The sequence below is a fragment of the Mesorhizobium sp. M8A.F.Ca.ET.181.01.1.1 genome, from assembly GCF_004792025.1.
Taxonomy (GTDB): domain Bacteria; phylum Pseudomonadota; class Alphaproteobacteria; order Rhizobiales; family Rhizobiaceae; genus Mesorhizobium.
Genome location: NZ_SRTV01000001.1, coordinates 976,250 through 988,881, shown reverse-complemented (window position 1 = coordinate 988,881; position 12,632 = coordinate 976,250). Strand labels below are relative to the sequence as shown.

The following is a 12,632-nucleotide window of genomic DNA, read 5'->3' as shown; positions in this document are numbered from 1 at the left end:
ACGTGTCCTGAACGCATGGGGAGTTGCACGATGAGACTGTGGAAAACCATTCTGGCCGCGGCGGTCCTTGCGCTAGCCGCTGGAAGCCAGGCCTTTGCGGCCCGGACCGACCTGGTCATCGGCATTCCGCTCGAACCTCCGCATCTCGATCCGACCGCGGGCGCCGCGGCGGCGATCAAGGAAGTGCTCTACGCCAATGTCTTCGAGGGCCTGACCCGGATTGGCCCCAATGGCGAGGTGCTGCCGGATCTGGCCGAGAGCTGGACCATTTCCGATGACGGCAAGGTCTACACCTTCAAGCTGCACACCGGAGTCAAATTCCATGACGGCGCCGATTTCAGCGCCGACGACGTGAAATTCTCGCTCGACCGGGCCCGCGCCGACAATTCGGTGAATGCGCAAAAAGGCCTGTTCGCGGCCATCGACAAGGTCGAAATCGTCGATCCGGCAACGGTCAAGGTCACGCTGAAGAACCCGCAAGGATCCTTCCTCTACGATATGGGCTGGGGCGACGCGGTGATGGTGTCGCCAAAGTCAGCCGACACCAACAAGGAGAACCCTGTTGGTACCGGCCCGTTCAAGTTCCAGAACTGGGCCAAGGGATCGTCGATCACCCTGGTAAAAGCCGACCATTACTGGGGCGCTCCGGTGTTCCTCGACAAGGTCGAGTTCCGCATCGTGCCGGATGCCGCGGCCTATGTGCCGGCCCTGCTGTCCGGCGACATCCAGGCCTTCCCCTTCTTCGATCCCGACAGCCTGGCACAGGTGAAGGACGATCCGCGTTTCAAGGTGGTGATCGGCTCGACCGAAGGCGAGACCATCCTGTCGATCAACAACAAGAAGCCGCCTTTCGACAAGCTGCAGGTCAGGCAGGCGATCTCCTACGCGCTCGACCGCAAGGCGATCATCGACGGCGCCTCGGCCGGTCTCGGACTGCCGATCGGCTCGCACATGTCGCCGGCCAACAAGGACTATGTCGACCTCACCGGCCTCTATCCGCACAATGTCGACAAGGCCAAGGAACTGTTGAAGGAGGCCGGGCTGGAGAACGGCTTCAAGGCGACGCTGAAACTGCCGCCGCCCAGCTATGCCAGGCTCGGCGGCGAGATCATCGCCTCGCAACTTCGCGACGTCGGCATCAATCTCGAGATCATCCCTGTCGAATGGGCGCAGTGGCTGGACCAGGTGTTCACCAAGAAGGACTACGACCTGACCATCGTCTCCCACACCGAGCCCAACGACATCGATATCTATTCGCGCAAGGACTACTACTTCAACTACGACAATCCGACCTTCGACAAGGTGATCGCCGACCTCAACCTCACCTCCGACGAGGCCAAGCGCAAGGAGCTGCTTGGCGAGGCGCAGAAGATCCTGGCCGACGACGCCGTGGTCGGTTTCCTCTACGAATTGCCCAAGGTCGGTGTCTGGGACGCCAAATTGCAGGGCCTGTGGGAAAACGCGCCGATCCAGGCCAATGATCTCACCAAGGTGAAGTGGAGCGAATGAGGTCTGTGGTGCGAGCGCCGCTCCTTCGCCTCCCATGACCGCCTACCTCCTCAAGCGCCTTGCCATCGCCCTTGCCACGCTGGTGCTTGCCTCGATGGTGGTCTTCGCCGTGCTGGAAATCCTCCCCGGCGACCCTGCGCGGCTGATGCTGGGCATGAACGCCAGCGCCGATCAGGTGGAACTCTTGCGTAACCAGATGGGCCTCAACGCGCCGCTCGTCCTGCGCTATTTGCACTGGGCAGGCGGCCTGCTCAGCCTCGATTTTGGCCGCTCCTATACCTATTCGGTGCCGGTCATCGATCTCGTGCGTGAACGGCTCGCCGTCTCGCTGCCGCTGGCGCTGATCGCGCTTGCGCTCTCCACCATCATCGCCGTTCCGGTCGGGCTTTATTCCGCCAGCCGGCGCGGACGGGCCGGCGACACGATTTCAATGGGCGTGGCGCAGCTTGGCGTCGCCGTGCCCAATTTCTGGTTCGCGCTGATGCTGATCTATGTCTTTGCCGTCTGGCTGCGGCTGGTCCCGGCCGGTGGCTTCCCGGGCTGGAGCGCCGGCGCCTGGCCGGCGCTGAAATCGCTGCTGTTGCCGGCGGTGGCGCTTGCCCTACCGCAAGCGGCGATCCTGGCGCGCGTCACCCGCTCGGCGCTGATCGAGATCCTGAACGAGGACTATATCCGCACCGCCCGCGCCAAGGGTCTGCCCTATCGGGCCGTGCTGTGGCGGCACGCACTGCGCAACGCCATGATCCCGGTGCTGACCATCCTTGGCTTGCAATTCGCCTTCCTGCTCGCCGGCACCATCATCATCGAGAATGTCTTCTACTTGCCCGGGCTCGGCCGGCTGGTGTTCCAGGCGATCACCCAGCGCGACCTGATCGTCGTCGAAAGCGTCGTCATGCTGCTGGTCGCAGCCGTCATTGCCGTCAACCTCGTCGTCGACCTTTCCTATGCGGTGGTCGACCCGCGCCTGAGAAGCCGGCAATGACGCTGCGCATCGACATCCCCGAGGAGACGTTCCGCAGCATTCTGGCCAAGGCGTTTGGAAATACCGCCTTCGTCACCGGCTTCGCCATCACCGTGCTGATCGTGGCGATGGCTGTGATCTCTTACGTCTGGACACCCTACGATGTGACGAAGCTGGTCATAGCCGACAAGACGCAAGGCCCCTCGCTGGCCCATTGGTTCGGCACCGACCATTTCGGCCGCGACATCCTGTCGATGATCATGGTCGGCGCCCGCAACTCGATTGCCGTGGCGCTGGTCGCGGTCGGCATCGGCATGGGAGTCGGCGTGCCGCTCGGCACCTTTGCCGCCGCGCGCGGCGGCCTCGTCGACGAGGCGCTGATGCGCGTCAACGACCTCGTCTTCGCCTTCCCGGCGCTGCTCTCGGCGATCATGATCACCGCCATTTTCGGGCCCGGCGCCGTCAACGCCATCATCGCCATCGGCATCTTCAACATTCCGGTCTTTGCCCGCGTCGCTCGCGCCGGCGCGCTTGCCGTCTGGCCGCGCGAATTCATCCTGGCCGCGCGCGCCGCCGGAAAAAGCCGCACGCAGATATCGATCGAACATGTGCTGCCCAACATCGCCACGCTGCTCCTGGTGCAAGGCACCATCCAGTTCGCGCTGGGCATCCTGGCCGAAGCGGGGCTTTCCTATCTCGGCCTCGGCGCGCAGCCGCCAATGCCGAGCTGGGGCCGCATGCTGTTCGACGCCCAGACGCGCATGGTGGTGGCGCCGTGGATGGCGATCTTCCCCGGCATGGCGATCGTCGTCACCGTGCTCGGCCTGAACCTTTTGGGCGACGGCATCGCCGATATTCTCGACCCGAAATCGCGGCGGCAGCGATGAGCCTGCTAGAGATCGAAAACCTATCGTTGACCATCGGCGACACGCCGATCCTGAAGGAGATCGAACTCTCCGTCGCGCCCGGCGAGATCATGGGATTGGTCGGCGAATCCGGCTCCGGCAAATCCATGACCGCGCTGACGGTGATGCGACTCCTGCCCCATGCCGCACGCGCCACCGGGCGCGTCACATTCGACGGCATCGATATCCTCGCGGCAACCGAGGACCAGATGTGCGCTTTGCGCGGCGACGACATCGGCATGGTGTTCCAGGAACCGATGACGGCGCTCAATCCTGTCAAGACGATCGGCGAACAGGTCGCTGAAGGCATACGCTGGCACACCAGGGCAAGCCGAGCCGACGCAGAGGAGCGGGCGCGAAAAATGCTCGACCGCGTCGGGCTGCCCTCGGCAAAGTTCCCGCTGTCGCGCTATCCGCACGAATTGTCCGGCGGCCAGCGCCAGCGCGTCGTCATCGCCATTGCCTGCGCGCTGAAGCCGAAGCTCTTGATAGCCGACGAGCCGACGACAGCGCTCGACGTGGTGCTGCAGGCACAGATCCTCGACCTGCTGCGCGACCTCGTTGCGGAAAGCCGCATGGGCTTGCTGCTGATCTCCCATGATCTCGCTGTCGTGACCGAGATGGCCGACCGCATCACCATCCTGCGCCATGGCGAGGTGATGGAGGCCGGCGACACGGCGAGCACGCTCTCCGGTCAGCTTCATCCCTATACGCGCCAACTGGCGCAGGCCTCGATGCATGTTCCGGCGCGCGCCAAACCTCATCTCGTCGGGACGGACCAACCTCTGCTGCAGGTCGAAGGCATCACCCGCGACTATCCCGGCCGCCGGACTTCGCTGTTCAGGCGCGCGCCTGCCATCCGCGCGGTCGACGACGTCTCCCTGTCGATGGCGCCGGGCCAGTCGGTGGCGCTGGTCGGCCGCTCCGGCTGCGGCAAGTCGACCCTTGCCCGCATGATCCTGGCGCTGGACCGGCCGAGTTCGGGCGCGATCCGCTTTCGCGGCGAAGCCATCACCGGCAAGAGCGAAGCCGAGTTGAAGCCCGCCAGGCGCGATATGCAGGTCGTCTTCCAGGACCCCTACGGCTCCTTCGATCCGCGCCAGAAGGTCGAAAAACTGGTCGCCGAGCCCCTGCATGTCCTGGAGAAAAAACCGACGCGCGCCGAAAGCCGGGAGATGGTGGCGCATGCGCTGCACGAGGTCGGCCTCGACCAGCGTGACATGGACAAATACCCGCACGAATTTTCGGGCGGCCAACGCCAGCGCCTGTCGATCGCCCGCGCCATCATCACCCGCCCAAAACTGGTGGTCGCCGACGAGCCGGTCTCGGCACTCGATGTCTCGATCCGCGCGCAGATCCTGGACCTTTTCGCCGGGCTCAACCAGAAACTCGGCATCGCCTATCTCTTCATCACCCATGATTTGACCGTCGCCCGCGCCATCACGGACGAAGTGCTGGTCATGCATGAGGGCAAGATCGTCGAGCGGGGCAAGACGAACGACGTGCTCGACCATCCGCAATCCGAGGCCGCCAGGGCGCTGGTAGCGGCGGCGCCGGATCTGCACCGCGCAATCGCCAAGCGGATGCAGGAACAGGGGTGATCGACCGGTTCTCGATGCAAATCCATCGTGCCAGTGGCTCGATGGAAGGCCGCGAACGCTGGGGAGATGCCGCAGGCAGCAGGCCCGGCCGGGACCTCCGCCCCTACTCTTCCGGCTTCACCACGTCGACCGGGCTGATGTCGAGCAAATCGAGCGTGCGGCGCAGCAGCCGCACCTCGCTCTCGGCCAGTTGCGAATCCGCCTTGGCGATCTCCGCCATGTGCTGCGCCAATTGCTTGCGGCGTTCGACGTCGAGGTCGCGGAACAGCGCGATCGCTTGCGAGCCGTTGGTCTCGTAGCCGAATTCGTTGAGATATTCGATGACGCTGTCGATGCTGGTTTCCGGAATGCCGAAAGCCCCCTTGCAGATGCGCCGGAAGGCAACCATCTCGCTCTCGCTCACCGTGCCGTCGGCCAGGATCATGCGGAACAGCATCAGCAGTTCCGCCGACAGGACTGGATCGTCCGCGACCTTGCGCACGCCCGGGTCGCCGTCGAAGATCGAGCGTATCTGGTCCAGCAACGCGAATGCCATGAACGGCCCCCTTTCCGATTCCTCTTTGATAGAATTAGCGCGGAATCGGCCTTGCGCAAACGGGGTGGTCGTGGTCGAACGCGCGCTATCTCAGCCGACCGGACATCTCGACACATCAGATGATCGACCTCACCGCCCAGTCCATCGCCATCCTCGCCTTCGCGGCTTTCGCCGCGGGCTTTGTCGATTCGATTGCCGGCGGCGGCGGATTGATCACCATCCCCGCACTGCTGCTTGCCGGTTTTTCACCGGTCGAGGCGCTTGGAACCAACAAGCTGCAAGGCATGTTCGGCTCGGGGTCGGCGACCATCCACTATGCCTCGAAAGGTCATGTCGACCTGCGCCGGCAATTGCCATCGGCGCTGCTGGCACTTGCCGGCGGCGCCATCGGCGCATTACTGGCCACGATCGTGCCCGGGGACCTGTTGCGCGCGGCCTTGCCGCTGGTGCTGATTGCCATCGCGCTATACTTCGCCCTCAAGCCCAACATGAACGATGTCGACCGGGCCGAGCGCCTGTCGCCCTTCCTGTTCGGCGTGACCCTGGTGCCGGCCATCGGCTTCTATGACGGCGTGTTCGGGCCGGGCGCCGGTTCCTTCTACATGCTGGCCTTCGTCGCCCTTGCCGGCTACGGCGTGCTCAAGGCGACAGCGCACACCAAACTGCTCAATTTCGCTTCCAACATTGGCGGCTTCATCGTCTTTGCCGCTGTCGGCGTCATCTCCTGGAAGATCGGCCTGATGATGGGCGTTGCCCAGTTCCTCGGCGCCCGGCTTGGTGCCAGCCTTGCCATGCGCATCGGCGCCAGGTTGATCAAGCCGCTGCTGGTGGTCGTCTGCGTGGCTCTGGCGGTGAAGCTGCTGGCCGATCCGGCCAACCCGCTGCGTGTCATGATTGGTGTGTGATCACGCGCCTGTTACAATATCGCTGTTCGAATCATGTTGCAGGAGCCAGACATGAATCTCAACGCGCCTACCCAGATTGTTTTCATCATTTCCCTGGTCATCGCCATCATCGGCATTCTCGCCGCGCTTGGCGTTCTTGCGTTCATACCTCTTGCATCGGTGTGGATCGTGCTTGTCGCCTACATCGTGCTCGCCGCCGGCTGCCTGATGCGCGGCGCCTGACAAGTTTCCCTCGACAAGTGGGGACCGAGAGCGCCCGGCCAAAGCCGGGCGTTTTTGATTCTGATGCGGCCTCTGCTAAATTCGCTTGGCGGAAGGATGGCCGATGCCAATCGAGATGCAGCGCCCGAAAGAACAGGATCGCTCCATATCGGGGCTGTTCGAAATGCGCCGGCGGCTTCCCAACGCCGCGCTTGACGGCGTTGTCACCGACATCTGCGGCTATCGCGAAACAGCTACCGGCCATTTCCGCAATGTCGAATACGCGTCGCTGACGGTGCCGCTGGTGATCAGCTTCGCCGAGCCGTTCGCCATCGGCCTCGGCAGGACGCCTGATGACAATGACCGCGTCGCCAGTTTCGCCGCCGGCCTTTTCGCCGGTCCGGTGATGATCGAATCCTTCGGCGGCGCCTGCTGCATCCAGGTGAATTTCACCCCTCTTGGCGCACGCCGCTTCTTCCGCCTGCCGATGAGCGAATTGACTGACAACATGGTCGTACTCGACGACGTGCTTGGCGCGGAGGGCGCGGCGCTGCGCGAACGGCTGGGCAACACGCCTGACTGGACGGCACGTTTCGATCTTGCCGAGGCCTTCGTCGCCGCACGTCTCGAGAGCGCCGCCGAAACACCGCTCGAAATCGCCTGGGCCTATGACCGCATCATCACATCAGGCGGCCGGACCCGGATCGCATCGCTTGCCGAACAGTTGGGCTGGAGCCGCAAACATCTCGCCGACAAATTCTCCGACGCGACCGGCATCGGCCCCAAGACGCTGTCGCGCATCGTCCGCTTCAACCGGGCGCTCCGCCTGTCGAGCGAGCCGACCGCCGACTGGGCGGATGTCGCCGCCGATTGCGGCTATGCCGACCAGGCGCATCTGGTGCGCGAATTCCGCGAGCTCGCCGGTGAGACACCAACGGCACTTTCGGTCAGGTAACATTTCTTCAAGACGCAGGAACGGCCCTTGGCCAGAGTGAGGCATAGACCGATCCAGATGAAGGAGGTTCCGATGCCCACCACCACTGAAGCACCCCGGCTCTACCCTGCCCTGCGCTACAAGAATGCGGCGGGGATGATCGACTGGCTGGGCGAAGCCTTCGGTTTCAGTGTCCGTGCCCGCTATGGCGAAGGCGATGTCGTGCACCATGCCGAACTGGTCTTAGGCTCCTCGATGATCATGCTGGGCACGGTGCGCGACGACGACTACGGCAAGATGGTCGGCGAACCCGGTTCAGGCGGCGGCAAGTCGATCTATATCGCCGTCGACGATGCCGACGCCGCCTACGCCAAAGCCAGGAAGGCCGGCGCGACGATCATCCAGGAACTGACGAACCGCGATTATGGCAGCCGCGAATTCATCTGCCGCGACCCTGAAGGCAATGTCTGGTCGTTCGGCACCTACTGGCCGAAGGCCGGTGAGAAGGCCTGACCTTCAACGTGCCAATGAAAAAATCGCATCACAGTCGAGATGGGTTTCCAGCTCGGCGGCGACCTCGTCCAGCGCGCGCTCGACCTCGGCTCGGTAATCTATGCCACCGCTCCTGACACCCAGGCTTTCGAGGAATTTCCCGCGAAAGCCGTCGGCGCCGAACAGGCCATGCATATACGTGCCGATCACCTTGCCATCGGCCGAGATCGCGCCGTCCTCGGCGCCATTGATGATCGCCGACGGCCGCCTGGTGTCCGGGCCCGTCGTGCGGCCGAGATGGATTTCGTAACCCTCGAGCGGCAGGTCGAACGGCACCGAGCGGGCGCTGACATTGCGCACCGTCTTTTCCGGCTCCATCACCGTCTCGACATCGAGCAGGCCGAGGCCCACGGCTTCGGTGACGTTGCCTTCGATACCGTCGGGATCGCGCACCATGCGGCCGAGCATCTGGAAACCGCCGCAAATGCCGACGACATGGCCGCCGCGCTTGCGGTGCGCCGCGAGATCCCGGTCCCAGCCGTTCTCGCGAAATTTCAGGAGGTCGCCGATCGTCGACTTGGAGCCGGGAATGACCACCAGCCCGGCATCGACCGGCAGCTTCTTTCCCGGCGGCACGAACACCACTTCGACCTGCGGTTCGGCCTTGAGCGGGTCGAGATCGTCGAAATTGGCGATGCGGCCAAGCATCGGCACCGCCACTTTCAACGCGCGCGCCTCGCCGGACGCCAGCCGCTCCAACACCACGGAATCCTCCGAGGGCAGCCGCGCCGCCGCCTTGAGCCACGGCACGACGCCAAAACAGCGCCATCCGGTGAATTTCCCGATCGCCTTCAAGCCATCATCGAACAGCGAGACGTCTCCCCGGAACTTGTTGATGAGATAGCCGGCGATCATGCGCCGGTCCTCTTCCGGCAGGATCAGATGCGTGCCGGCGATCGAGGCGATGACGCCGCCGCGATCAATGTCCCCGACCAGCACCACCGGTACATCGGCCCGTGTGGCAAAACCCATATTGGCGATGTCGCGGCTTCTGAGGTTGATTTCGGCTGGCGAACCGGCACCCTCGACAATGACAAGATCGGCGCCCGCGCCGACCTTTCCCCAGGACTCCAGCACGGCATCCATCAGCCGGCCCTTCAGCGCCTGATAGTCACGAGCCCTCGCCTCGCCGAACACCTTGCCCTGGACGATGACCTGGGCGCCGACATCGGTCTGCGGCTTGAGCAGCACCGGGTTCATATGGACCGACGGCGCAACCCCGCAAGCGATCGCCTGCAGCCATTGCGCGCGGCCGATCTCGCCGCCGCCATGGTTGTTGTCGCCGGGAATATCGGCGACGGCGGCGTTGTTCGACATGTTCTGCGGCTTGAACGGCCGCACTTTCAGGCCGCGATTCCTGGCGGCACGGCATAGCCCTGCGACAAGCACCGTCTTGCCGACATCCGAGCCCGTGCCTTGCAGCATGATTGCCCTGGCCATCAGCTCCTGTCCTGCACCGAGGTTCCGGTGATCGTGGATTTCTGCGCCAGCGGCCCGCCGCGCCAGATATAAAGCGCCAGCAGCGGCTCCTTGCCGGTACGCATGGCGTGGTTGACGTTGGAAACATGGTGGACGACCTCGCCGGCCTCCCGCTTGCGAAAGCCGCCCTCGCCCATGCGCCACTCGGTGCCGCCGGTCAGCGGAATATAGATCTCCTCGGCGACGTGATGATGGTCGGGATAGACGATCCCGGGTCCGAGCATCAGCAGGCCTGCGGCGACCTCGTCATTGGCGAAATGGCCGCGCGTGCCGAACATTTCCAGCCAGCCGTAATTGTCGATGAAGGCCTTGCCGAAATCAGCCTCGGTATAGGTCTGCCCCCAATGCAATTCGTTGCGCCGCTCGGCCAGCAATCGAACCAGGGGTTTCGCATCCGGCGGTGCCAGTTCGGCGGCGCGGTCGAGATGGCGCAGGCAGCCAAGCGGACGCGGCTCCAAATCGCGGGCCGGCATATCCCAGCCGATACGCGCCACGGCGTCGCGCACCAGGGCATCATCGACGGAAGCAAGATAGGCGTGGAACTGTCCCAACAGCTCGTCGAATTTTGTCGTCACATCTTGCTCCGGACATGCATTGGTGCACAGCCGCTCCGCGGCGGCTCGGGTTGCGCGGCGGCATCATTGGTCTAGATTGGTGCGCGCGCAAAGCCAAAAACGACAGGCCAGCAGGTCAGACATCAGGGAGCACGCCATGGACGCCGCGGTCGATGCGAGCACCAGCCAGTTCGAACTCACCGAGGAACAGCGCGCCATCCAGGAGATGGCGCAGGCCTTCGCCGCCGATCGCGTCGCGCCGAACGCACTCGACTGGGACCGCAGGAAACACTTCCCCGCCGACGTGATCCGCGAGACAGGGCCGCTCGGCCTCGGCGGCATCTACATCAGGGATGATGTCGGGGGATCGGCTCTCGGACGCCTCGACGCAGTGCTGATCTTCGAGGCGCTGTCGCACGCGGATCCGGCCTTTTCGTCCTTCATCTCTATCCACAACATGGTGGCATCGATGATCGACCGTTTCGGCAATGAGGAGCAGCGACAGCGCTTCCTGCCGAAGCTCACCTCGATGGAATGGCTGGCGAGCTACTGCCTGACCGAGCCGGGTTCCGGTTCCGATGCCGCCGCCCTGAAGACGCGCGCGGTGAAGAGCGGCGGCGACTATGTGCTCAACGGCGCAAAGCAGTTCATCTCCGGCGCCGGCGACAGCGATGTCTATGCCGTCATGGTGCGCACCGGCGCCGATGGCCCGAAAGGCATCTCCACCATCGTCGTGCCCAAGGATGCGCCAGGCCTGTCCTTCGGGGCCAACGAGCACAAGATGGGCTGGCACATGCAGTCGACCCGCCAGGTCATCTTCGAGGACTGCAAGGTGCCGGCCGAGAACCTCCTGTCGGGCGAAGGCGCCGGTTTCGGCATCGCCATGGCCGGGCTCGACGGCGGCCGGCTGAACATCGCCGCCTGTTCGCTGGGCGGCGCGCAGTCGGCGCTCGACAAGGCGCTGGCCTACACGGCTGAGCGCAAGGCCTTCGGCTCGAAGATCAACCAGTTCCAGGCGCTGCAGTTCAGGCTGGCCGACATGGAGACCGAATTGCAGGCAGCGCGCATCTTCCTCTATGCGGCGGCCTCGAAGCTCGACCGCAAGGCTCCGGACGCCGGTAAATGGTCGGCGATGGCAAAGCGCTTCGTCACCGACACCGGCTTCAACGTCGCCAACGATGCGCTGCAACTGCTCGGCGGCTATGGCTATCTGCATGATTACGGCATCGAGAAGCTGGTCCGCGACCTGCGCGTCCACCAGATTCTGGAAGGCACCAACGAGATCATGCGCGTCATCATCGCGCGGGCGCTGATAGGACGCTGAAGCCAGCAAACTCCGGGAGTGAGACAATGACGACGATCGCCTTCATCGGCCTCGGTAACATGGGCAATCCGATGGCCGCCAATCTCGTCAAGGCGGGGCATGCGGTGCACGGCTTCGACCTGATGACAGAGAACCTGACGATCGCGCGCGAGCATGGCATCACAATCATGGCCAACGCCGTTGCCGCCGTGAAGGATGCCGATGTCGTCATCACCATGCTGCCTGCCGGCAAGCACGTGCTGTCGGTCTATGAGGATATCGCCCCCAAGGCGAAGAAAAATGCCTTGTTCATCGATTCCTCGACCATCGACGTGGAATCGGCGCGCAAGGCGCATGCAATCGCCGCCAAACACGGCCTGCTGTCGATCGATGCGCCGGTCTCCGGTGGCACCGGCGGGGCGACAGCCGGCACGTTGACCTTCATGGCCGGCGGTTCCGACGATGCCTTCGCCGCCGCCGAGCCGATCCTGAAGCCGATGGCCGGGCGCATCGTCCATTGCGGCGGTGACGGCGCCGGCCAGGCCGCCAAGATCTGCAACAACATGATCCTCGGCATTTCGATGATCGGCGTTGCCGAGGCCTTCGTGCTGGCGGAGAAACTCGGCCTGTCGCATCAGGCGCTGTTCGACGTCGCCTCGACCTCGTCGGGCCAATGCTGGTCTCTGACCACCTATTGCCCGGTGCCCGGCCCGGTGCCCACTTCGCCCGCCAACAGGGATTACAAGCCGGGATTTGCCGCGGCTCTCATGCTGAAAGACCTGAAATTGTCCCAGGAAGCAGCGCTTGGCGCGGGCGCCGTGACACCGCTCGGCGCCGAGGCGGCGCAGCTCTATGCGCTGTTCAACGCCCAGGGCCATGGCGGCGCCGATTTTTCCGGCATAATTAATTTTCTGCGCGGCAACCCGGCCTAAACAGCGGATTCGATAGACTTTTCCCGGGTCTTTGCGGAGAAAGACCCGCAAATTTAGATTTGCTTAAGCTCTCGATAACTCTGCGGTAACGATGTCCCTATAAAACGGATTGCGAGGCGGACATATCGCATCCGCCCGGCGCTCCGGATCAGGTCTCGCGTACCGGAGCCCGTAAGTTTCGCAAGTGTCTTCGTAGCGAAACGCCATGCGTATCTGGCAAAGCCGCGTTCCCGATGGGGCGCGGTTTTTGCATTTCAGGCC

Annotated in this window: 13 protein-coding genes; 10 read left to right on the top strand and 3 right to left on the bottom strand. The window is 63.9% G+C overall.

Annotation, left to right across the window (positions count from 1 at the left end; genetic code table 11):
* Positions 1 to 30 precede the first annotated feature (30 nt).
* Genes EN824_RS04855 through EN824_RS04840 form a run of 4 tightly spaced genes read left to right on the top strand, consistent with a single transcriptional unit; the run spans position 31 to position 4,976 of the window.
* The gene (locus EN824_RS04855; RefSeq protein WP_127278309.1) at positions 31 to 1,509 is read left to right on the top strand and encodes an ABC transporter substrate-binding protein; all 1,479 of its coding nucleotides are present in this window, start codon (positions 31 to 33) and stop codon (positions 1,507 to 1,509) included.
* A 34-nt stretch (positions 1,510 to 1,543) separates the two neighbouring features.
* The gene (locus EN824_RS04850) at positions 1,544 to 2,491 is read left to right on the top strand and encodes an ABC transporter permease (protein ID WP_127278308.1); all 948 of its coding nucleotides are present in this window, start codon (positions 1,544 to 1,546) and stop codon (positions 2,489 to 2,491) included.
* Positions 2,488 to 3,357, top strand: a complete 870-nt coding sequence (locus EN824_RS04845; RefSeq protein ID WP_127278307.1) for an ABC transporter permease — start codon at positions 2,488 to 2,490, stop codon at positions 3,355 to 3,357. The genes EN824_RS04850 and EN824_RS04845 overlap by 4 nt, the downstream gene beginning before the upstream one ends.
* Complete coding sequence (locus EN824_RS04840; RefSeq protein ID WP_135866746.1) at positions 3,354 to 4,976, top strand: dipeptide ABC transporter ATP-binding protein; 1,623 nt, start codon at positions 3,354 to 3,356, stop codon at positions 4,974 to 4,976. The genes EN824_RS04845 and EN824_RS04840 overlap by 4 nt, the downstream gene beginning before the upstream one ends.
* 103 nt (positions 4,977 to 5,079) lie before the next feature.
* Here the strand turns inward: EN824_RS04840 and EN824_RS04835 are convergent, their stop codons facing one another.
* Entirely contained in the window at positions 5,080 to 5,511 is a 432-nt protein-coding gene (locus tag EN824_RS04835) for a TerB family tellurite resistance protein (protein ID WP_127278305.1), read from the bottom strand.
* A gap of 119 nt (positions 5,512 to 5,630) precedes the next feature.
* Here EN824_RS04835 and EN824_RS04830 point away from each other — a divergent pair, with 119 nt between their 5' ends.
* The 4 genes from EN824_RS04830 (at position 5,631) to EN824_RS04815 (ending at position 8,064) form a co-directional block, all read left to right on the top strand.
* Complete coding sequence (locus tag EN824_RS04830; RefSeq protein WP_127278304.1) at positions 5,631 to 6,416, top strand: TSUP family transporter; 786 nt, start codon at positions 5,631 to 5,633, stop codon at positions 6,414 to 6,416.
* Between the two features lie 51 nt (positions 6,417 to 6,467).
* Positions 6,468 to 6,638, top strand: a complete 171-nt coding sequence (locus EN824_RS04825; RefSeq protein ID WP_127278303.1) for a hypothetical protein — start codon at positions 6,468 to 6,470, stop codon at positions 6,636 to 6,638.
* Between the two features lie 103 nt (positions 6,639 to 6,741).
* A complete protein-coding gene (locus EN824_RS04820) occupies positions 6,742 to 7,572 on the top strand; it encodes an AraC family transcriptional regulator (protein ID WP_127278302.1) in 831 nt (276 codons plus the stop codon).
* A 72-nt stretch (positions 7,573 to 7,644) separates the two neighbouring features.
* Entirely contained in the window at positions 7,645 to 8,064 is a 420-nt protein-coding gene (locus EN824_RS04815) for a VOC family protein (RefSeq protein WP_127278301.1), read from the top strand.
* Between the two features lie 3 nt (positions 8,065 to 8,067).
* Here EN824_RS04815 and EN824_RS04810 read toward each other — a convergent pair whose 3' ends face one another.
* Positions 8,068 to 9,543: a cobyric acid synthase gene (locus EN824_RS04810; protein ID WP_135866744.1), complete on the bottom strand. Its 1,476-nt coding sequence runs from the start codon at positions 9,541 to 9,543 to the stop codon at positions 8,068 to 8,070.
* Positions 9,543 to 10,157: a dimethylsulfonioproprionate lyase family protein gene (locus EN824_RS04805; RefSeq protein WP_127279365.1), complete on the bottom strand. Its 615-nt coding sequence runs from the start codon at positions 10,155 to 10,157 to the stop codon at positions 9,543 to 9,545. Before EN824_RS04805 ends, EN824_RS04810 begins: the two co-directional genes overlap by 1 nt.
* A 136-nt stretch (positions 10,158 to 10,293) precedes the next feature.
* On the opposite strand from EN824_RS04805, the gene EN824_RS04800 reads away from it, so the two are divergent.
* Both EN824_RS04800 and mmsB read left to right on the top strand, forming a co-directional pair.
* The gene (locus EN824_RS04800) at positions 10,294 to 11,460 is read left to right on the top strand and encodes an isobutyryl-CoA dehydrogenase (RefSeq protein ID WP_127279364.1); all 1,167 of its coding nucleotides are present in this window, start codon (positions 10,294 to 10,296) and stop codon (positions 11,458 to 11,460) included.
* Positions 11,461 to 11,486: 26 nt separating this feature from the next.
* Complete coding sequence (gene mmsB, locus EN824_RS04795; RefSeq protein ID WP_127279363.1) at positions 11,487 to 12,371, top strand: 3-hydroxyisobutyrate dehydrogenase; 885 nt, start codon at positions 11,487 to 11,489, stop codon at positions 12,369 to 12,371.
* The last annotated feature ends 261 nt before the right edge of the window (positions 12,372 to 12,632 follow it).